The sequence below is a fragment of the Massilia aerilata genome, from assembly GCF_042656905.1.
Lineage (GTDB): Bacteria > Pseudomonadota > Gammaproteobacteria > Burkholderiales > Burkholderiaceae_D > Telluria > Telluria aerilata.
This window is the reverse complement of sequence record NZ_JBHSMZ010000006.1, coordinates 1-20,454: the sequence shown is the minus strand read 5'-3', so window position 1 is coordinate 20,454 and position 20,454 is coordinate 1. Positions and strand designations below refer to the sequence as shown.

Annotated in this window: 20 protein-coding genes; 15 read left to right on the top strand and 5 right to left on the bottom strand. The window is 68.4% G+C overall.

Annotation, left to right across the window (positions count from 1 at the left end; genetic code table 11):
- The 5 genes from paoC (at window position 1) to ACFPO9_RS09290 (ending at window position 5,125) form a co-directional block, all read left to right on the top strand.
- The gene (paoC, locus tag ACFPO9_RS09310) at window positions 1–2,202 is read left to right on the top strand and encodes an aldehyde oxidoreductase molybdenum-binding subunit PaoC (RefSeq protein WP_379769800.1); all 2,202 of its coding nucleotides are present in this window, start codon (window positions 1–3) and stop codon (window positions 2,200–2,202) included.
- Between the two features lie 104 nt (window positions 2,203–2,306).
- Window positions 2,307–2,753: a hypothetical protein gene (locus ACFPO9_RS09305; RefSeq protein WP_379769798.1), complete on the top strand. Its 447-nt coding sequence runs from the start codon at window positions 2,307–2,309 to the stop codon at window positions 2,751–2,753.
- An 11-nt stretch (window positions 2,754–2,764) separates the two neighbouring features.
- Entirely contained in the window at window positions 2,765–3,946 is a 1,182-nt protein-coding gene (locus ACFPO9_RS09300) for a tetratricopeptide repeat protein (protein ID WP_379769796.1), read from the top strand.
- 100 nt (window positions 3,947–4,046) lie between these two features.
- Window positions 4,047–4,196, top strand: coding sequence for a hypothetical protein (locus ACFPO9_RS09295; RefSeq protein WP_379769794.1), 150 nt, complete (start codon window positions 4,047–4,049; stop codon window positions 4,194–4,196).
- Window positions 4,193–5,125: a diguanylate cyclase gene (locus ACFPO9_RS09290; RefSeq protein ID WP_379769792.1), complete on the top strand. Its 933-nt coding sequence runs from the start codon at window positions 4,193–4,195 to the stop codon at window positions 5,123–5,125. The genes ACFPO9_RS09295 and ACFPO9_RS09290 overlap by 4 nt, the downstream gene beginning before the upstream one ends.
- A gap of 9 nt (window positions 5,126–5,134) precedes the next feature.
- On the opposite strand, the gene ACFPO9_RS09285 is transcribed toward ACFPO9_RS09290, so the two are convergent.
- A complete protein-coding gene (locus tag ACFPO9_RS09285) occupies window positions 5,135–5,935 on the bottom strand; it encodes a hypothetical protein (protein ID WP_379769790.1) in 801 nt (266 codons plus the stop codon).
- A gap of 254 nt (window positions 5,936–6,189) precedes the next feature.
- Here ACFPO9_RS09285 and prsT point away from each other — a divergent pair, with 254 nt between their 5' ends.
- From prsT to ACFPO9_RS09270, 3 genes are all read left to right on the top strand, one after another.
- Window positions 6,190–9,003 (top strand): XrtA/PEP-CTERM system TPR-repeat protein PrsT, encoded by a 2,814-nt coding sequence (gene prsT, locus ACFPO9_RS09280; protein ID WP_379769788.1) that lies wholly within the window; start codon window positions 6,190–6,192, stop codon window positions 9,001–9,003.
- 80 nt (window positions 9,004–9,083) lie between these two features.
- Complete coding sequence (locus ACFPO9_RS09275) at window positions 9,084–9,458, top strand: BlaI/MecI/CopY family transcriptional regulator (protein ID WP_379769786.1); 375 nt, start codon at window positions 9,084–9,086, stop codon at window positions 9,456–9,458.
- Entirely contained in the window at window positions 9,455–10,708 is a 1,254-nt protein-coding gene (locus tag ACFPO9_RS09270; protein WP_379769784.1) for a M56 family metallopeptidase, read from the top strand. The genes ACFPO9_RS09275 and ACFPO9_RS09270 overlap by 4 nt, the downstream gene beginning before the upstream one ends.
- Here the strand turns inward: ACFPO9_RS09270 and ACFPO9_RS09265 are convergent.
- Complete coding sequence (locus ACFPO9_RS09265; protein WP_379769782.1) at window positions 10,662–11,057, bottom strand: hypothetical protein; 396 nt, start codon at window positions 11,055–11,057, stop codon at window positions 10,662–10,664. The genes ACFPO9_RS09270 and ACFPO9_RS09265 overlap by 47 nt on opposite strands.
- A gap of 283 nt (window positions 11,058–11,340) precedes the next feature.
- Here ACFPO9_RS09265 and ACFPO9_RS09260 point away from each other — a divergent pair, with 283 nt between their 5' ends.
- Window positions 11,341–12,195, top strand: a complete 855-nt coding sequence (locus ACFPO9_RS09260) for a protein phosphatase 2C domain-containing protein (protein WP_379769780.1) — start codon at window positions 11,341–11,343, stop codon at window positions 12,193–12,195.
- Between the two features lie 12 nt (window positions 12,196–12,207).
- Entirely contained in the window at window positions 12,208–12,591 is a 384-nt protein-coding gene (locus tag ACFPO9_RS09255; protein WP_379769778.1) for a nuclear transport factor 2 family protein, read from the top strand.
- 6 nt (window positions 12,592–12,597) lie between these two features.
- Here ACFPO9_RS09255 and ACFPO9_RS09250 read toward each other — a convergent pair whose 3' ends face one another.
- The gene (locus tag ACFPO9_RS09250) at window positions 12,598–14,220 is read right to left on the bottom strand and encodes an FAD-dependent oxidoreductase (protein ID WP_379769776.1); all 1,623 of its coding nucleotides are present in this window, start codon (window positions 14,218–14,220) and stop codon (window positions 12,598–12,600) included.
- A complete protein-coding gene (locus tag ACFPO9_RS09245; protein WP_379769774.1) occupies window positions 14,220–15,731 on the bottom strand; it encodes a polyamine aminopropyltransferase in 1,512 nt (503 codons plus the stop codon). Before ACFPO9_RS09245 ends, ACFPO9_RS09250 begins: the two co-directional genes overlap by 1 nt.
- A gap of 58 nt (window positions 15,732–15,789) precedes the next feature.
- On the opposite strand from ACFPO9_RS09245, the gene ACFPO9_RS09240 reads away from it, so the two are divergent.
- From ACFPO9_RS09240 to speD, 5 genes are read left to right on the top strand one after another with little or no spacing between them, the layout of a single operon-like run.
- A complete protein-coding gene (locus tag ACFPO9_RS09240) occupies window positions 15,790–16,176 on the top strand; it encodes a DUF350 domain-containing protein (RefSeq protein ID WP_379769772.1) in 387 nt (128 codons plus the stop codon).
- A gap of 13 nt (window positions 16,177–16,189) precedes the next feature.
- A complete protein-coding gene (locus ACFPO9_RS09235) occupies window positions 16,190–17,212 on the top strand; it encodes an SPFH domain-containing protein (protein WP_379769769.1) in 1,023 nt (340 codons plus the stop codon).
- 10 nt (window positions 17,213–17,222) lie between these two features.
- Window positions 17,223–18,686 (top strand): DUF4178 domain-containing protein, encoded by a 1,464-nt coding sequence (locus ACFPO9_RS09230; RefSeq protein ID WP_379769767.1) that lies wholly within the window; start codon window positions 17,223–17,225, stop codon window positions 18,684–18,686.
- Window positions 18,679–18,858, top strand: coding sequence for a hypothetical protein (locus ACFPO9_RS09225; RefSeq protein WP_379769764.1), 180 nt, complete (start codon window positions 18,679–18,681; stop codon window positions 18,856–18,858). The genes ACFPO9_RS09230 and ACFPO9_RS09225 overlap by 8 nt, the downstream gene beginning before the upstream one ends.
- Complete coding sequence (speD, locus tag ACFPO9_RS09220) at window positions 18,855–19,214, top strand: adenosylmethionine decarboxylase (RefSeq protein WP_379769762.1); 360 nt, start codon at window positions 18,855–18,857, stop codon at window positions 19,212–19,214. The genes ACFPO9_RS09225 and speD overlap by 4 nt, the downstream gene beginning before the upstream one ends.
- A 3-nt stretch (window positions 19,215–19,217) precedes the next feature.
- Here speD and ACFPO9_RS09215 read toward each other — a convergent pair whose 3' ends face one another.
- Window positions 19,218–20,396 carry a hybrid sensor histidine kinase/response regulator gene (locus ACFPO9_RS09215; RefSeq protein ID WP_379769760.1) on the bottom strand — a complete coding sequence of 393 codons (1,179 nt, stop codon included), beginning with the start codon at window positions 20,394–20,396 and terminating at the stop codon, window positions 19,218–19,220.
- Window positions 20,397–20,454: the final 58 nt, after the last annotated feature.

Here is a 20,454-nt window from a genome sequence, read left to right as displayed (position 1 = left end):
ATGAAATTCACCACCCCCGCCGGCGCCAATCCGATCGACCAGCTGAAGGTCGTCGGCCGCCCCACCGACCGCATCGACGGCCCGCTGAAGACCACCGGCACCGCACCCTATGCCTACGAACAGAACGAGGCGATCCCGCACGCGGCCTACGGCTGGGTGGTCGGCAGCGCGATCGCCAAGGGCCGCATCGTGTCCATGGATTTGTCCGCCGCCAGACGCGCGCCCGGCGTGATCACCATCGTCACCGCGGAGACGGCGGGCAAGCTGGGCAAGGGCAAGATGAATACCGCCGTCTTGTTGGGCGGGCCCGAAATCGAGCACTACCACCAGGCCGTGGCGCTGGTGGTGGCCGAAACCTTCGAGCAGGCGCGCGCCGCGGCCGGCCTGGTCAAGGTCGAATACGCGAAAGCCAAAGGGGAATACGACCTGGCGAAAGCCAAGGACGGCGCGCCGATCGCGAAGAAGGAAGAGAAGCCGGAGTCGAAAATCGGCAGGTTCGAACCTGCCTGGGCCTCGGCGCCGGTCAAGCTCGACGCCGTCTACAGCACGCCCGACCAGTCGCACGCGATGATGGAGCCGCATGCCTCGATCGCGAAGTGGGAAGGCGATAAGCTGACCATCTTCACCGCCAACCAGATGATCAACTGGGGGAAGAAGGACATGGCGAAGACCCTCGGCATCCCCGAGGAGAACGTGCATCTGCTCTCGCCCTACATCGGCGGCGGCTTCGGCGGCAAGCTGTTCCTCCGTTCCGAGGCGCTGCTGGCGGCGCTGGGTGCACGCCAGGCCAAACGGCCGGTCAAGGTGGCGCTGCAGCGGGCCCTGATGTTCAACAATACGACGCACCGCCCGGCCACCATCCAGCGCATCCGCATCGGCTGCACGCGCGAAGGGCGGATCGAGGCCATCGCCCACGAAAGCTGGTCCGGCGACCTCCCGGACGGCAAGCCGGAAACCGCGGTGCAGCAGACCCGCCTGCTGTACGCGGGGCCGAACCGCTATACCGCGCTGCGCCTGGCGAAACTCGACCTGCCGGAAGGGAACGCGATGCGCGCGCCGGGCGAGGCGCCGGGCTTGATGGCGCTCGAGATCGCGATCGACGAGATGGCGGAGAAGCTCAAGATGGACCCGGTGATGTTCCGCATCGTGAACGACACCAGCGTCGACCCGGAAAAGCGCGAGCGCAAATTCTCGCAGCGACGCCTGGTCGACTGCCTGCGCCAGGGCGCCGAGCGCTTCGGCTGGAACAAGCGCAATCCGGTACCCGGCCAGATGCGCGAAGGACGCTGGCTGATCGGCTACGGCATGGCGGCGGCCTTCCGCAACAATCTCGTGATGAAGTCGGCGGCGCGGGTGCGCCTGGAGCGCGACGGCCGGGTGAGCGTCGAAACCGACATGACCGATATCGGCACCGGCACCTACACCATCATCGCCCAGACCGCGGCCGAGATGATGGGGCTGCCGCTCGAGCAGGTCGTGGTGCGCCTCGGCGATTCGAACTATCCGGTGTCCGCCGGTTCGGGCGGCCAGTGGGGCGGCAACAGCTCGACCGCCGGCGTGTACGCGGCCTGCGTCAAGCTGCGCGAAATGGTGGCCACGAAGCTGGGCCTGGACCCGGCCAGTGCGGACTTCGCGAACGGCATGGTGACGGGCGGCGGTCGCTCGCTTCCCTTGCGCCAGGCGGCCGAAGGCGGCGAGCTGAATGCCGAGGACAAGATGGAATACGGCGACCTCGATAAAAAATACCAGCAATCGACCTTCGGCGCCCACTTCGTCGAGGTTGGGGTCGATGCCGTCACCGGCGAAACCCGCGTGCGGCGCATGCTGGCGGTGTGCGCGGCCGGCCGCATCCTGAACCCGAAGTCGGCGCGCAGCCAGGTGATCGGCGCGATGACCATGGGGGTGGGCGCGGCCCTGATGGAAGAACTGGTGGTCGACAAGCGCATCGGTTGTTTCATCAACCACGACCTGGCCATGTACGAGGTGCCGGTGCATGCGGACATCCCGCACCAGGAGGTGGTCTTCCTCGACGAGACCGACCCGATCTCCTCGCCGATGAAGGCCAAGGGCGTGGGCGAACTGGGGATCTGCGGCGTCGGCGCGGCGGTCGCCAACGCGATCTACAACGCCACCGGCGTGCGCGTTCGTGACTATCCGGTCACACTCGACAAGCTGTTGCCAAAATTGCCTTCCGTGGCGTAGCTACAACCGGCGGCAAGAGAATCGCCGGCTTGTGATTTTTTGTGAGCATCTGGGCTTGCACTCCGGGTAGTATGACGAGCGTCAATCTACCGGAGTGCACTGCCATGCTGAACGTCGAAACCCTGGAGCGCTTTGAAACGGCAAGCGACGAATGGCTGCGCCTCGGCGTGCGCATCGTCGTCACCGGGCGGGGCGCCGCCAACAGCCAGGCCGTCCTGAAGCAGGTGCTGGCGCTGTTCTGGCCGATGGCCGAGCTCTACGATTTTTATACGACGCCGTATCCGCGCCTGCCGGATGCGACCGTGCTGCGGGTCGCCTTCGACCTGCCGGCTTCTTTCGAGGGCGGGGTCAGCGGCATCGTGCAAACCATCGGCGGCGCCGGCTGGACCGTCGACATCTACGAAGACGGCGAGCAGGCCGCCTGCTGGAAACCGGAAGCCGGCGCCCTGCGTCCGCTGTGCGAGCATTTTCATTCGGCCGAGATCAACCTCATTCCTTCCTCGCACCTGGCGGATTTCCGCAAGGTTTCCGGACCGCGCCTGCAACAGTAAGCCCCCGCACCATGCTACGCAAGATCCTGATGGCGGCCGCGATCGCGCTGGCCCTGCCGCTCGCCCACGCCGAAGCCGACGCCGCCTGCAGCGGCGCCTGCGCCAGCCTGGTCGGCGAGGGCCGTGCGCTGGCCGTGCAAGGAAAGCTGCAGGAAGCCATGGCCAAGTTCAAGGCCGCGTCCGCGGCGGCGCCCAAGGCCTCGGCGCCCCTGTCCTCCGCTGCCCATGCCTACCTGCTGATCGTCGATGCGGTCAAGCCCGAGCAGGCGCCGGCCATACGCAAGCAGGCCGAGGGCCTGGCGCGCGCCGCGCTACAGCTTGCCGCCGACGATCCGTTGGCGCTGGAAGTGCTGCGCATGCTGGCCGATGCGACGCCGTCGCCGCTGCGTTTGCCGAACCAGGCGGCGGCTGCGCCGCTGGGCGAGGCCGAGCAGCTGTTCGCCCAGCGCAAATTCGCGGCGGCGCTGGAGAAATACGAGCAGGCCATGAAGCTGGATCCGCTGTACTCGGGTTCCTGGGTGGGCGCGGGCGATTGCTGGTACATGCAGCACGACTGGGCCAGGGCGGAAGCCATGTTCGTGCGCGCCACCGAGATCGAAGCGCGCAATGGCCAGGCCTGGCGTTTCCTGTCCGACGCGCTGTACGAACAGGGCAAGCAGGCCGCCGCGGAAGGCGCGCTGCTGAACGGCATCGCCGCCGATCCCGCCCAGCTGCCGAGCTGGAACAAGCTGGCCGCCCTGCGCGCCCGTGCCGGCAAGCCGCTGAAGCCCTTGGCGCTGCGGCGCGGCGCCAGCGTCGGCATCGGCGCCGACGGCAAGGCCACCATCAGCATCGACGGCGATCTGCAGAAAGCCTCGGGCACGGCGGACAATGCGATCCGCCTGGCGCTGGCGATGGCGGAAGTCAATGCGCGCAAGCCCAAGGACGGCGCCAGAGCCAGTCCTTTCGAGATCGAGCGCCAGGCCTGGCGGCTGGCGATGACGGTCGCCGACGAGACCGTCGCGAACGGCGCGGCGCCGATGACCGACCCGGCCCTGCTGACCATGCAGGGAATGGCGCGCGACGGCGAGCTCGAGCCGGCCATCTTCATCCTGCTCTACAAGGAAGCCTACCGGCCCGAGTACGAGCGCTGGCTGGCCGCCCATCCGGACGGCGTCAAGGTTTTCATCGAGCGCTACGGTCTGCGGCCCTGAGATATTGAACGTTGTGGTTCGGATACATCTTTACGCCATTTAACTTTCGTCAATGCAATTCCGGTAACATCGTCGGCTCCGATTCGTTTGTGAGCCGACAATGCCGAACTTCACCGATGTGCTGGCCGACGCCAACCTGGTCCGCGCCGGCAATCTGTACATGCAGCAGTACCAGGTGTACAAGCTGCCGCCGCTGGCGACCTCGCTGGCCGAACTGGACGCCGGCGCCCTGAAAGAGGCGGCGGCATGAACGCCTTTTCCAACGATCCGGACGTCTACCGCACCCTTCTCGAATCCACCAGGGCGATCCCCTGGAAGATCGAGTGGGCGACGATGGAGTTCGCCTACATCGGCCCGCAGATCGAGCAGGTGCTGGGCTGGCGCCAGGACAGCTGGAAGACGGTCGGCGACTGGGCTTCGCGCATCCACGAGGAAGACCGCCAGAAGACGGTGGATTTCTGCGTGGCCCAGTCGATGCAGGGCGCCGACCACGAAGCCGACTACCGCGCGCTGACGGCCGACGGCGAGATGGTCTGGATCCGCGACGTCGTGCACGTGGTCCGCAATCCCGACGGCAGCCCGCAGGCGCTGGTCGGCTTCATGTTCGACATCAGCGAGCGCAAGAAGGCCGAGGACAAGATCCTGCAGCTGCAGAAGGAGCTGGAAGCGCTGTCCTACCAGGACGCCCTGACCATGGTGGCCAACCGCCGCATGTTCGACACCATCCTCGAGATGGAATGGACCAAGGCCCGCGTCACGGCCCAGCCGCTGTCGCTGGTGCTGCTCGACATCGACTTCTTCAAGGCCTACAACGACCGCCACGGCCACCCGCAGGGCGACGCCTGCCTGCGCCAGGTGGCCAGGGTGCTCGACGCATCGGCCTCGCGCACGCGCGACCTGTGCGCGCGCCTGGGCGGGGAAGAGTTCGCGCTGCTGCTGCCGGCCACCGGCGTGCTGGCGGCGCAAGAAGTGGCGCGGCGCTGCCGCAAGCTGCTGGCGCAGGCCGCGATCCCGCATGGCGGATCAGCGGTGTCGGAGTGGGTGAGCTGCAGCATGGGCGTGGGCACGGTCGTCCCCGGCGTGCACGACAATGTGCGCGCTTTCATCGAGACGGTGGACCGGCGCCTGTACGAGGCGAAGCACGGCGGCAGGGACCGCATCGTCGGCGGCCCCGCGTAAGAGGAGGATTTAAGCGGCTTGCACGCGGCGGCGGCGGCGCGACAGGCCGAGCATCACGAGCCCGAGGCCGGTCAGCGGCAGGACGCCCGGCACCGGAACCAGGCTGACCTGGCCCTCGATCACGTCGTTCTGGCAGGTCTCGCCCCAGTGCATGGCCAGCGAGCTGTATTTCAGCAGGTCGGAGGTGGAGGCCAGGGTGAGCGTGAACTTGATTTCCTTGTTCGCGGTGACGGTCCAGTTGCCGGTCATGCCGGTATTCTTCACGTTCGTGTTGTACTTGCTGGTGTTGACCGCGGTGGCCTGGCCGTTGCGGTAGTAGCAGGCGCTGCCCAGGCTGCAACTCATGAACTTTTCGGAATCGATGACGTTGGCGTCGTTGGTCTTGCCGTTCAACTGGTACAGCGTGAAGCTGCCGCCGGTATTGCTGTAGCGGTTGTCCAGCGCGAAGCCGTAGGACCACAGGGTGCCGTTGTTGTCATTGTCGTTGACGTGGTTGGCGTCGGTGCCGAAGGGGTTCCAGGTCTGGGCCAGGAACAGGTCGCCGTAGCCGATGCCGTTCTGCGTGATATTCGCGTCCATGCCGGCGTGGCCGGCGAAGCTGGTGGCGATCGCGATGGTCAGCACGTTGCCGACGCGGGTGATGGTGGCGCCCTGGATGTCATAGGTGCTGCCGCCGATCACGTCGCCATAGCCGTGGCTATCCGAGCCCCAGTAGGCATTGACGCCCGTGTCGCTGATGCCGCCCGCACGGGCGCTCATGGCAGCGAACAGCGCGATGGCGCCAAGGACAAACTTGAGTGTTTTTTTCACGGATCCCCCGTTAACCTGGTGTTTATCTTTACTCAAGCATTAATCATGCCACAGATTAACTTTACTTGTAAATCAGGCACTTGGCCGACGGTTAAGTTGTCCGATGTACGCAACTGTAAAGTTTTCCGTCACCGGACGCGGTTCCCCATCCGTGGTTACGCAGATTCATCCCGGAAATTTTGCTTGCCTGCCCGAGGATGCCGCCCCGACAATACGCTTTTGATTTCGAGCGCCAATCGCGGCGCTTATCGGCCATGCCTGCTTCCGTCAAACCATCCCGACGCCTTGCTTCGATGCCCGCCTTGCTGGCCGCCTTGCTGTTGCCGGTGCTGCTGTCCGCCTGCCAGGGCGAATCCGGCGCCGAGCTGCGCGCCAGGGCCGAGACCTTCCGCCAGCGCGGCGACCAGCACAGCGCCGTGATCACGCTGAAGAACGCACTCGAAAAGGAGCCGCGCAACGCCGAGACCCGCTATCTGCTGGCCGCCACCTACCATGAACTGGGCGACGGCCTGAGCGCGGAGAAGGAAGCGCGCCTGGCGCTGCAGCAAGGCTATCCGAAGGAAGCCGCGCTGGCGCTGCTGGCCAGGTCGCTGAACCTGCAGGCCGAATACCAGAAGGCGCTGGACCAGACCGGCGCCGACGAGGACGCCCGCGGCGCGCTGCTGGCGCCGCGCGCCGACGCCTGGCTGGCCCTCGACAAGCAGGACCGCGCGCGCGCCCTGTACGAAAAGGCCTTGCAGCTGCGCCCGAACGACAGCGCGGCGATGATCGGCATGGGCCGCGTCGCGTTCCTGAACGGCGACCCGGCGGCGGCGCACGCCTGGCCCGCGCGCATCCTGGCGCACGATCCGGAGCAGATCGATGCGCTGATGTTCGAAGCCGAGCTGCTGCGTGCGGAAAGCAAGGGCGCGCAGGCCTTCGACATCTATGACAAGGTGCTGGCGCTGCAGCCCCAGCACCGTTCGGCCCACGTCGAGAAGGCCTACACGGCGATCGGCCTGGAGCGCTTCCAGATGGCCCAGGCCGAGCTGGATTCCGCGCTCAAGCTGGCGCCGGGGAGCGTGCTGGTGATCTATACCCAGGCGCTGCTCGACTTTTCGCGCGGCCGCGTGCAGGAGGCGCACGACTCGCTGCTGAAGGTGCTGCGGGTGGCGCCCGAACACATGCCCAGCGTGCTGCTGGCGGGCGTGGTCAACATGCGGCTCGGCTCCTGGTACCTGGCCGAACACCATTTCCGCCATTACCTCGAACGCACGCCCGGCAACCTGTACGCGCGCAAGATGCTGGCCGCCAGCCTGCTGGGCAGTGGCCACAGCCGCGAAGCGCGCGAAGCGCTCGAGCCGATGCTGATCAACCCCGAGGCCAGCGGCTACAAGGATGCGCAGCTGCTGGCGCTGGCTGGCGAATCGTCGATGCGCTCGCGTGACTTCAACCAGGCCACCGAGCTGTTCGAAAAGGCCAGCGCCCTCGATCCCGGCTCGAGCAGCCTGCGCACCTCGCTCGGCCTGTCGCGCCTGGAAAATGGCGACACCGCGCGCGCAATCCGTGAACTGCAGGCGGCGATCTCGCTGGACCGCGATTCGGCGGAAGCGGCGGTGGCGCTGATCCGCACCGAGCTGCGCCTGCGGCACTTCGACGCCGCCGGCCAGGCGGTGCAGGCGCTCGAGCGCGTGCAGCCGGAAAACGCGGTGGCCCACGAACTGAAAGGCCTGGTGGCGATCGCGCGCCGCGAGCCGGACAAGGCGCGCGCGGCGCTGCGGCAGGCGCTGGCGATCGACCCGACGTATTTTGCGGCGGCGGCCGACCTGGCCCAGCTGGCGCTGGACGAAAAACAGCCGGAGCAGGCGCGCCGGCAGATGCTCGACTTCCTGGCGACGAACAAGGCCAGCGTGCCGGCGCTGACGATGCTGGCCTCGCTGGCCGACGCCGCCCGCAAGCCCGAGGAAGCCACGCGCTGGCTGGAGCAGGCCGCGGCCGTCGATCCGAACGCGGTCGGCCCCGCCGTCAACCTGATCGGCCAGTACCTGCGCGTGAGCGAGCCGGAAAAGGCCCTCAAGCTGGCGCGCACCCTGCAGGTGGGGCACCCGGACAATCCGGACCTGCTCGACCTGCTGGGCAAGAGCCAGCTGGCGAACGGCGAACGCGCCGAGGCGCTGGAGACCTACCGCAAGCTGTCCTTCGCGCTGCCGCGCTCGGCGCAGGCGCAGATGCAGGTGGCGGCGCTGTCGCTGCTGCTGAACCAGCCGGTGCAGGCCGAGGAGTCGCTGAAGGGCGCGCTGGCGATCCAGCCCGACTTCCCCGCCGCCCAGGTGGCGCTGGCCGAACTCTATGTGCGCAAAGGCTCGCGCGATATCGCCTTGATCGTGGCCGAGCAGCTGCAGCGCAAGCACCCGGAAGCGGCGGCCGGCTACCAGCTGCAGGGCGACATCCTGATGTCCAAGCGCCAGGCGGCACAGGCGCTGGCGCTGTACGAGCGCGCCTTCAAGCTCAGCCCCGTCAACGAGCTGGCGATCAAGATCGACGACGCGCTGCGCCAGGCCGGCCGCCGCATTGAGGCGGTGCAGCGCTTCGATCGCTGGCTGGCGGCGCATCCGGACGACGTCCGCGCCCAGGCCTACAAGGCCCAGACCTGCATGGCCGAGGGCGACTTCAGGCAGGCGGCGGCGCGCCTCGAAGCGTTGCTGAAGCGGCAGCCAGGCAATGCCGTTGCGCTCAATAACCTGGCGCTGGCCTACCAGGAGCTGGGCGACGCGCGCGCGCAGGCGACCGCGGAAGCCGCCTACGAACAAGCCGGCGATCAGCCGGACGTGATGGACACCCTGGCCTGGATCCTGGTCGAGAAGGGCGCCGCCAAGGCGGACGGCGCGCGCGGACTGATGCTGCTGCAGAAGGCCAATGCGCTGGCGCCCAAGGCGCGCGACATCCGCTATCACCTGGCGGCGGCGATGGCGAAAACCGGCGACCGCGCCGGCGCGCGCAAGGAACTGGAAGCCCTGGCGGCCGGCGACATGCGCTTCGCACAGGCCGAGCAGGCGCGCGGACTGCTGGCACAGCTGCAGCGCGACTGAGCGGGGCGTCCCGGCCTGCTTGACAACGGCGATTACGCGTGTAATCATCAATTTCGATTACAAACGTAAACGGAGCAAGCATGCCGCAGCAGCCGCCGATCACCGACGCCGAATCCCTCGTGATGGAAGTCCTGTGGGCCGCCGCGCCGCGCAGCGCCGAGGAGATCGTCGCCGCGCTGGCCGGCAGCGCCCAGTGGCAGGAGGCGACCATCAAGACCTTCCTGAGCCGGCTGCTGAAAAAGGGCGTGATCCGCGCGGAGTACGAGGGCCGGCGTTATCTGTACTCGCCGGTGCTGCAGCGCGCCGACTGGGTCGACGCCCAGAGCCGCTCGGTGCTGGAGCGCCTGTTCGGCGGGCGGGTCGCGCCCCTGGTCGCCCACTTCAGCGCACGCCATGCACTGAGCAAGGAAGACCTGGCCGAGCTGCGCAAGCTGATCGACGGACTCGAACAATGAGTCCCGACGTCCTTGCCGGCCTGGTGCTGCGCCTGGGCGTGGCCACCCTCGTGTTCACGCTGCTGGCCGGGCTGCCGATGGCGCTGCGGCGATTCCTGCGCGCGCGGCTCGGCGCCGGCGCCGTCTACGCGCTGTGGCTGGCGCTGCCGCTAGGGCTGGCGCTGTGCTGCTGGCCGCCGCACGAAGTGGCGGCGCCGGCGACGGCCCTCGTCATGGCGCCGGCCGCGAACGATGCCTTGACCGTGGCCGCGGCGTTGCCGGCGGCCCGCACCGCCTGCGTCCCTGCCGTCCTGCTCGTCTGGCTGGCCGGCGCCATCGGCGGCGCCGCCGCGCAGATGCTGCGCCAGCGCGCCTTGCTGCGCGCCCTCGGCCCGCTGCGGCCCGGCCCGGGCGGCGCCTGGCTGAGCATGCGCCCGGACGCGGGGCCGCTGCTGGTTGGCCTGTTCGGTGCGCGCATCGTGCTGCCAGCCGATTTCGCACGGCGCTACGACGCCGCCGAGCAGGCCGCGGTGCTGGCCCACGAGCGTGTCCACGCGCGCCGCGGCGACCTGTGGTGGAACGCGCTGGCGGCGCTCCTGTCCTGCCTGTTCTGGTTCCATCCGCTGGCCGGCCCCGCGCGCCGGCGCTTCCTGGCGGACCAGGAGCTGGCCTGCGACAGCGCGGTGCTGGGCAGCGGCCTGCATGCGCCGCGCGCCTACGCGAATGCTTTACTCAAGACGATCGCGACCGCCAGCCTGCCGGTCGGCTGCACCATGCAGGCCATCTCACCCATCAAGGAGCGCATCATGCATTTGCAGGACCACGTTTCCCCGCGCCGCGCGCGCATCGCCGTCGCCGCGGCGCTGGCCGGCCTCACCGTGGCCGGCGCGAGCCTGGCCTGGGCGGCCACCGGCAAGGCGGCAACGGTTGCCGGCAGCGGCCAGTACCGGCTGGCGATGGACCTCAGCATCGACGGCGGCCCGGCGCGGCACCAGGAAGTCCTGACCGCGGGCACGCAGCGCCTGGCCGGCCTGCGCGACGGCGAGGGGCACGACTGCGAAGCCGATCTGGCGCTGACGGAAGGCGCGGGCGCCACCGTCAGCGTGCAGATGCAGCTGGTCTGCGACGGCAAGCCGGCGGCGTCGCCGCGCATGCTGGCGAAACTGGGGGAGTCCATGACGCTGGCCATCGGCCGTAACGAAAAGCAGGCCGACGGCAGCTATCTCACGGTGCGCGGCTTCCGTCTGAGCATGAAAGTCGACAAGGCTTGAGCGCGACCGAGCGGCGCTCGATGGCGATGCCGGCGTCGAGGCGCAGGCGGTCGAGCCGGTAGACGATATCGGCGAGATCGGCCTCGGTGGCCCCGTCCTCGAAGACCAGTTCCGCTTCGGCCAGCCGATGGGTCGCCGTGGTGACCATGTTTTTCATGCGCGCGACGTCGCGCAGGCTGCGTGCCAGCGGCTCGGCCACGGCTTCCTGGATGCGTTCGGCCGAGATCTCGTCGAGATCGTAGCGGATCGCCACCACGGCGGCGGGCGCCGGCCCGGCGGGCGTGGATGCCGGACCGGCCAGCAGGGCGGCGGCGAACAGCGACTGCGTCAGCGTCATGTGCATGTGCATGGCAAGGCTCCGGGCGGTGAAGGCCGCGTTGGCGGCGTCGACGCGCCGATGATAAGCTGAGACGCCATGACTTGCCAGACCATCCTCGCATTCGCGACCGCCGGGCGCGGCACCACGGACATCACGCCCGCCGCCGCCGAGGCGGTCGCAGGGTCCGGGGCTGGGCATCTGCCTGTGGGAGCACGGCACCGCGCCGCACCGGCGCCGGCTAGTCCTCACCATCCTTTAACATTCCAAGTGGAAATTGCTTTATAGTTAAGGCAATGATTTGGGAGTGCAAGGAATGAGTTGGACATCCGTATCCTCTGGCGCCGCAGGGCATACCAACGAGGATCATGCCGTGGTATTCGAGCGGGGTGGCCTGGCGGACATCGTGGTGCTGGACGGCGCCAGTTCGGTGGCGCAGCGGGACTACATCGGCAGCGAGGGCGGCGACGTCGCCTGGTTCGTGCGGCGTTTCATCGCCGCCTTCGGCAGCTCGCTGGCGGCGCGTGCATCGCAGGAGCAGGCGGTGCGCGGTGCGGTGGACGCGGTGCGCGCCGAATTCGAGGACCGCACCGGCGGCCTGGCCGTGCCGGTGCATGCCTGGCCGATCGCGGCCATGACCTGGGTGCGCATCATGCCGCTGGGCGCCGCGTCGGAGCTGATCGTCTACTGTCTCGGCGACTGCAAGGCGCTGCTGCGGCGCCCCGATGGCAGCGTGCAGGACCTGGACCCGTGGACCAATCCGCAGGAAGCCGTGGTGCAGGACGCCATCGCCGCGCTGGTTCGCGAAGGCGTGGACGATCCGGCGGCGCGGCGCGAACGCCTGTTGCCCATGCTCAGGCGCCGCCGCGAGGAACAGAACACGGCCGTGCCGCCGCAAAGCCTGTGCCTGGCGCCGGCCGGTCCGTTCGGCGCGCGCCGTTACGCGGCGCGTGCCGAACAGGGCGCGACGCTGCTGGTGATGACCGATGGTTTTTACCGGCTGGTGGATGCCTATGGCCTGTACACCGACGCCAGCCTGCTGCGGGCTTGCGCGGAGCGCGGACCGGCTGCCCTGCTGGCCGAATTACGGGCGCACGAGCAGGCGTCCGGCGGCGCCGGCCTGGCCGTCAAGCAGGCCGACGACGCCTCGGCCGTGATGTGGCAGTTCTAATCGGGAGGACCCATGATCGAACAGTGGCAGAAGGACCTGATCGCCCGCTACCTGGCGGCCTACAACGCGTTCGAGATCGAGGCCATGCTGGCCCAGCTCGACCCGGCGGTCCGCTTCGAGAACTTCGCGGGAGGCCAATTGACCGCGGAGACCAGCGGCATCGACGCCTTCCGCGCGCTGGCCGAGCAGTCGAAGGCCATGTTTTCGGAACGCGAGCAGCGGGTGACCGGACTGGCGCTGGACGGCGAGACCGTGGTCGCGGACATCGCCTGGCGCGGCAAGCTGGCGGCCGGCGTCCCGGACGGCCCGCCGGCGGGGACGCTGCTCGAAATGAACGGCCGCTCCGAGTTCAGTTTCGGCGCGGGCGGGATCACGAAGATCGTCGACCGCAGCTAGGCTGGTTCAGGCCAGCGCCCGCCCGGCCGCCAGGATGCCCCACCAGGCGGCTTCCTCGAACACCGAGAAGCCCGACAGGTCGGCATGCGCGAACAGGATGGGTCCATCGGCCTCGCGCAGGGCGCGTGCGCCGGCATTGCTGCGAAAGCCCGGCATCGGCGCCGCCATCGCATGGCCGCGCAGGGTGATCTCGACCCGTTCGACGCAGGGCGCGAAGGTCCAGCCGTAGGCCGTCTTCAGGTCGCGTCCGGCGGCTTCCACCAGTTCGTCCGGGCTTGCCCGCATCATCCATTTGCGCGCATCAGCCGGCGTGCGGTCGGACAGCGCCAGGTAGGCCGAGAACACGGTCTTCGCGGGCGGCGCGACGCGGATGTCCTGGTGGGTCGACACCACATAGCCCAGGCCGGGTTCCTGGTAGACCACGTTGTCCCAGGACAGCGGCGCATGCGGCAGCTCGCGCGGGAAATCCTTCATCAGGAAGTTGGCGACGATCCAGGGTGCGTAGGCGGGCGTATCGCGGCGCGCGTCGAAGCCGTAGCCGGCCATGTCCTCGACGACGCGTGAGGCGACGTAGAGCGGCATCGCGACGATGGCCTTGCGCGCCCGCACCAGGTAGCTGCGCGCCACGCCGTTCTCCAGCGTGAAGCACAGCGCCTCGACCTTGTTCCCGTTGCGCTTGACCTTCACCACGGTGCCGGCATGGCGCTTCACGCCCGAGCGCGTGGCCATCGCCCGCGCCAGCGGCGCCAGCCCGCCCGGCCAGGTCAGCCAGGCGCCGTTGCCGGCATTCGCGGCCTTGCCCCAGCGGCTGCAGTAGTAGTGCAGGCCGGCCCAGGCCGAGACCTTGTCGTAGCGGGTGCCGTAGTCGTCGCGGCAGCAGTAGTTCAGGTACCAGTGCAGGGTCGGCGCGCGGTAGCCTTCGCGGTCCAGCCATTGCTTCAGGGTGATGCCGTCGAGCCGCTGCCATGCCGGGTCCTCGGACGACATCGCGGTCGGGAACACGAAGATGCGCCGCCCGTCCGCGCCGCGCAAGGCGCGCAGGCGCTCGACTTCGGCGAAGAAGCGCTTGTGCTCGGCCAGCTCCCAGGCCGCCACGCCATCGGTGGGCAGGAAGCCGTCCTGCCAGGCGCCATTGAACAGCAGCCGCTCTTCCGGCCCGTGCAGGATGAAGCGCTCGTCGTAGGTTGGCTGCTCGGCAAACGGATCGCGCTGGATGATGCCGAGGTCGGCCAGGATCTCGCGCACATGGGTCGATTCGGGCGAGGGCAGCGGCAGGTAGTGGGCGCCGGTCGGGTAGGCCAGCTCGCCGGCATCGGTATGAAAGCGGCCGCCCGCCGCGTTGCCGTCCGGTTGCGGCCCGTCGACCATCAGGAAATCCTTGTGGCCGGCGCGCGCCAGCTTCCAGGCCGCGGACAGGCCGGCGATGCCGGAGCCGAGGATGGCGACGTCGGTGTCGATGATGCGCGAAGGCGGCGGCACCGCATGGCGGTCGCGCAGGTAGTGGCCCTCGGCGCGGCCGACGTAGTCGAGGGTCGAGGGGATCTCCTGCCAGCGCGCGAAGCCGAGGGCGCCGGCGCCGGCGGCCAGCCCGGCGGCGCCGGCGGTGCGGATGAAGCTGCGGCGGTCCATCAGCGGATCACGTTGCGCCAGTCGTGCTCGAACTCGCGCACCAGCGACTGGGTATTCAGGCGGTTCGGCGCCATGCTCTGGCGCTGCATGTCGGGCGGGAAGGCGAACATCTCGCGCGTGGTGTCCGCGTTGAGGAAGCGCATCGGCAGGCCGTAGCCGGCCGGCGGCGTGTAGCCCTCGCGCGGCGACGCAAGGATGAAGCCCCATTCGCCGAACGAAGGGACGTAGGCGTGGTAGGGCTGGGTGTGCAGGCCGACTTCGCGCAGGGTGGCGTCGATGGTCCAGTAGGCGTGCGGGGCGAAGAAGGGGGAGGTCGACTGCACGACGATCAGGCCGTTCTCCGCCACGTGCTTCTTCAGCATGCCGTAGAAGGGCACCGAATACAGCTTGCCGAGGGCGAAGCTGGACGGGTCCGGGAAGTCGACGATGGCGGCGTCGAACATGCCCCCGCTTTGCTGCAGCCAGATCGCGGCGTCGGCATTGACGACCTTGACGCGCGGGTCGGAGAAGGAATGCTTGTTCAGCGCCGCCAGTTCCGGGCGGGTGGTGAAGGCGCGCGTCATCGCGGGGTCGAGGTCGACCAGGGTGACCTGCCGGATGTTCGGGTAGCGCAGGATCTCGCGCAGGGCCAGGCCGTCGCCGCCGCCCAGCACCAGCACGCTGCGCGCCCACGGCAGGCTGGCGAGAGCCGGGTGCACCAGCGCCTCGTGGTAGCGGTATTCGTCGCGCGAGGAGAACTGCAGGTTGCCGTTGATGTAGAGGCGCAGGTCGTCCTTCCAGCGCGTGATCACCAGGCGCTGGTAGGGCGTGCTGGTCGAGTAGACGACTTCGTCGCCGAACAGGCCGTGCTCGCCCCAGGCCACCATGCGCTCGGACAGGCCGAAGCCCAGCGCCAGCACGAACAGCACGGCGCCGGCGCGCAGCGCGCGGCCCAGCACATTCGTCAGCTCCCTGCGGAAGGTGTGCAGGGTCCAGCAGGCCACGCCGATATTCAGCATCCCGAACAGGAAGCCGGTGCGTACCAGGCCCAGTTGCGGCGCCAGCACCAGCGGGAACAACAGCGACACCGCCAGCGCGCCCAGGTAGTCGAAGGTCAGCACCCGGCTCACCAGTTCCGAGAACTCGGTCTGGCGCGCGTTCAGGGCCCGCATCACCAGCGGCACTTCCATCCCGACCAGCATCCCGATCAGGAACACCAGCACGTAGAGCAGGGTGCGGAAGGGTGCGGCCATCCACGAGAAAGTCATGAACAGCATGGCCGCCGACACGCCGCCGATCAGGCCGACGGCCAGTTCGATGTCGATGAAGCGTTCCAGCACGGCCTCGTCCTTCACGTACTTCGAGAAGTGGGCGCCGACGCCCATCGCGAACAGATAGCAGCCGATAATGGTCGAAAACTGGAGGATGGAGTCGCCCAGCAGGTAGCTGGACAGGGCGCCGGCGATCAGTTCGTAGGCCAGGCCGCAGGAAGCGACAACGAATACCGACAGGATCAGAATTTTTTTGGTCATTACCGCTCTTTGCGCTAAGATGCTTTTTGTCTCTTTGACTATTTCTTGGGAGAATAGTTTGCCCGCCATCCTAAACTATCTGCTGCATCTTTTTACGGCTGTCGCACTGGTTTTGGCATTTTTTGTGGTGTACACGCGCGTCACGCCGTATGACGAAGTGCTGCTGGTCCGCCAGGGCAATGCGGCGGCCGCGCTGTCGCTGGGCGGCAGCCTGCTGGGCTTTTCGGCGACCATCGCCTCCAGCCTGGTGCACACCATGGATTATTACCAGTTCGCGGGCTGGGCCTTCGGCGCCCTGGTCGTGCAGCTGCTCGTGTATGTCATCGCCACCCGCCTGCTGCGCATGGCCAAGGACCAGATCGAAGCGAACAACTGCGCCTTCGGCGGTTTGCTGGGCGCGATCTCGCTGTCGATCGGTATCGTGAATGCGGGTTGCATATCCTAAGGAGGAAGTTGTCATGTCTCTCGGCTCATTCATCAAGAAGCAGTTTATTGACGTCATCCAGTGGAACGAGGACAGCGAGGGCGTGCTCGCCTGGCGCTTCCCGATGCAGGATTTCGAAATCCAGAACGGCGCCCAGCTGGTGGTGCGCGAGTCGCAGGTGGCGGTGTTCGTCAACGAAGGCCGGATCGCCGACGTCTTCACGCCCGGCACCTTTACCCTGAACACCCGCACGCTGCCGGTTCTTACCAACCTGATGAACTGGGACAAGCTGTTCGATTCCCCGTTCAAGTCGGACGTCTACTTCTTCAGCACCCGCGTGCAGACCGGGCGCAAGTGGGGCACGCCGCAGCCGATCACGATCCGCGACAAGGACTTCGACATGGTCCGTGTGCGCGCCTTCGGCATGTTCTCCTACCGGGTCCAGGACCCGCGCCGCTTCTTCACCGAGATCAGCGGCACGCGCGAGGCCTATACCCGCGAGCAGGTCGAGGACCAGCTGCGCGGCATCATGCTGGCGACGATGGCGACCTCGCTGGGTTCTTCGCAGGTGGCCTTCCTCGACATGGCCGCCAACCAGGCGCTGATGGCGCAGCAGGTGCGCGGCGACCTGAGTAATGCCTTCGCGCGCTACGGCATCGAGCTGGACGAGTTCAACGTCGCCAGCGTCAGCCTGCCGGAAGAACTGCAGGCCGCGCTGGACGAGCGGATCTCGGCCGGCATGAAGAGCACCCTGTCGCAAGGCCAGATGGGCGCCTACACCCAGTTCCAGGTGGCCAGCAGCATTCCGCTGGCGGCGCAGAACGAGGGCGGCGTGGCCGGCATCGGCGCCGGCGTGGGCGCCGGGATGGCGGTCGGCCAGGCCATGGCCCAGGGGCTGAGCGGGGCGTTCGCACCGCCGGCCGCGCCGGCCGCGCCGGCCGGCGAGTCGATCGAGGACCGCCTCGGCAAGCTCAAGGGCCTGCTCGACAAGGGCCTGATCTCGCAGGCCGACTACGACGGCACCAAGGCCGAACTGCTGAAAAAGCTGATCGGCTAAGCCAGGACGCATGCAAACCGCTTTGCAGACCATCGCCTGTCCCAGCTGCGGCGCGCCGCTCGCCTTCAGGTCGCACGCCTCCGTGATGGCGGTGTGCGAGTTCTGCCGCGCCACCGTGGTCAAGGATGCCGGCTCGGTGCGCGACCTGGGCAAGATGTCCGAGGTGCTGGAAGACTATTCGCCGATCCAGATCGGCACGTCGGGCAGCGCCGGCGGCCGCACGTTCACGGTGGTCGGCCGGATCCAGCTGCGCTACGCAAGCGGTATCTGGAACGAATGGTTCCTGCTGTTCGACGACGGTTCCAACGGCTGGCTGGGCGATTCGTCGGGGCTGTACGTGATCACCACCGAGCGGCCGCTGGAAGGGTCTTATCCCGGCTTCGAGATGATCCGGCCCGGCCGCGAAGTCGAGCTGGAGGCAGGCAGCTTCACCGCCGCCGAGAAGCGCATCGCGCGCTGCATCGGCGGCCAGGGCGAGCTGCCGTTCCGGGTCGGCGAAGGCTGGGAAGCGCGGGTCGCCGACCTGCGCCAGGGCCGCGCCTTCGTCACCCTCGATTATTCGGACGGCGACAAGCCCGTGCTGTATGGCGGCAGTGCCGTCACCCTCGAGCAGATGGGCTGCCAGCTGCTGCGCGACGACGAGGCGATCATGGCCAGCGCCGGCAAGTACCGCGGCAAGGCATCGTCGCTGTCTTGTCCCCAGTGCGGCACCTCGATCAACTACGTTCCCGGCGTCACCGCCAACGTGATCTGCCAGAACTGCCGTTCGGAGCTGGACGCCGCCACGCCCGCCGTGCAGGTGCTGAAGGCGGGCGACGCCGCCGCCGCCCGGCACCGCTTCACCATCCCGCTCGGCAGCGGCGCCACCATCGTCGGCCGCCAGGTCCAGGTGCTGGGCGCCATGCTGCGCGCCGACGACGAAGGCAACCAATGGAGCGAATACCTGCTGTTCAATCCGCGCGCCGGCTTCTCCTGGCTGGTCGAGACGGATGAGGGCTGGTGGCGCGCCGACGTGATGGACGACTGGCCGGCGGCGGCCGGTTCGTCGTCGGTGCGCCTGGACGGCGCCGCCTACACCCATTTGTACGACTACACGGCGAGGGTCGAGCTGGCGCTCGGCGCCTTCAACTGGAAGGTGGCGGCCGGCGACAGCGTGCGCGTTTCGGAATACCAGCAGGGCCAGACCCGGCTGGCGGCCGAACTGAGCGCCGAGGAATTCACCTGGTCGCGCTCGACGCGCGTCAGCGCCGACCAGGTGCGGGCCTGGTTCGGGCTCGACGCCAGGGCGGTCCCGTCGCCGCTGGCGCCGGCCGGCGCCGGCGCCACGGTGGGCGCGCAATCCGGCAAATTCCTGATCTGGCTGTGCTGCCTGAACATCGTGCCGCTGGTCGTCGACTTCAGCGGCGCCGCTCCCTGGCTCCTCATCGGCCTGCTGGCCCTCGTGCTGCCGCCCCGGTTCATCAAGAATGAATAAGTACTTTCTCTATGCGCTGTTCGTGACCCTTGTCACCACCTTCGCCTGCTGGGTCAGCATGATCAATACCGCCAGCGGCTCGGGCCGCGGCGGCAGCAGCTGGAGTTCGGGCTCGCATGGCGGCTACGGCAGCTATGGCGGCGGGTATTCCGGCGGCGGCGGGCACAAATGAGCGGCGTTTTCCAGGCCGCGGGGACCCATCTGCTGGCCGACCTGCACGGCATCCCGGCGGGCCCGCTGCAGGACGCCGCCGGCATCGAAGCCCTGTTGCGCGGCGCCGCCGGGGCGGCCGGCGCGCGCATCCTGCACGGTCACTTCCACGCCTTCGGCCCGGAGCAGGGCGTGACCGGGGTGCTGCTGCTGGCCGAATCGCATATCTCGATCCACACCTGGCCGGAAGCCGGCTTCGCCGCCGTCGACATCTTCATGTGCGGCGCCGCGCTTCCGCAGCTGGCCCTCGAACATATAGAGCGGGCCCTGCTGCCGCGCACCAGGCAGGTGCGCGCCGTCGCGCGCGGCCCGGCCTGATCCTCAGCGCCGGCGCGGCGCCCGCCGGCGCAGCGCCGCCAGCAGCTGCCCCGCATCCACCGGTTTCACGAAATGGTGGTCGAAGCCGGCCTGGCGCGTCAGTTCGCGGTCGCCCTGCTGGCCATAGCCGGTCAGGGCGATGAACAGGGCGCCGCGGCAGGCCGGCTGGGCGCGCAGGCGGCGCGCCAGCTCGTAGCCGTCCATGCCGGGCATGCCGATGTCGAGGATGAAAACATCCGGCGCGGCCGCCGGCGCCGCGGCCAGCGCGCTGCGCGGATCGCTGAAGCTTTCGACCCTGTGGCCGGCGGCGGCCAGCAGCGCGGCCAGCATGGTGACGGCGTCGATGTTGTCGTCGACCAGCATCAGCGACAGCGGGCTGCCCGGCGCCGCGCCCGCGCCATCCGGCCCGCCATCCTCGTCCGCGGCGGCGCTTGCGGCCAGCGGCAGTTCGACCGCGAAGCGGCTGCCGCGGCCGGCGCCTTCGCTCAGGGCCTGGATCCGGCCGCCATGCGCGAGCACGATGGTGCGGGCCAGCGCCAGGCCCAGCCCGAGGCCGCCCTGGGCCCGGTCCGGCGTGCGTGCGCCCTGGGTGAACAGGTCGAACACATGCGGCAGCAGGGCGGCGTCGATGCCGCTGCCGTTGTCGCTGACGGTCACGCGCGCGTGCGCGTCGTCCAGTTCCAGCGCCACGCCGATGCGCCCGCCCGCGGCCGTGTACTTGGCGGCATTCGTCAGCAGATTCGCGAACACCTGGATCAGGCGCGCGCGGTCGCCCAGCACCTGCACCTTGGTTTCATCGGGCCCCAGCGTCAATGACAGCAGGTGGCGGCGCGCCTCGACCAGCGGATGCACCTGCTCGGCCGCGCTCAGAATCGCGCCGCGCAGGTCGATTTCCGCCTTCTCGTACTGCACCATGCCGCGCGTGACCCGCGACACGTCCAGCAGGTCGTTCACCAGCGAAGTCATATGGTTGACCTGGCGCCCGATCACTTCGGCGAAGCTGCGCACCTTGGCGGCGTCGCCGGGGGCGATGCGCAGCACCTGGGCGGCGGCGCTGATCGGCGCCAGCGGATTGCGCAGTTCGTGGGCCAGCATCGCCAGGAACTCGTCCTTGCGCCGGTTGGCGTCCTGCAGCGCATCCTCGGCCAGTTTTTTCTCGTGGATGTCGGTATTGTATAGCACAGAGACATAGGTAACACATGTCTAGAGACATGGGTAACACTACCTGGTCGTCATTTTA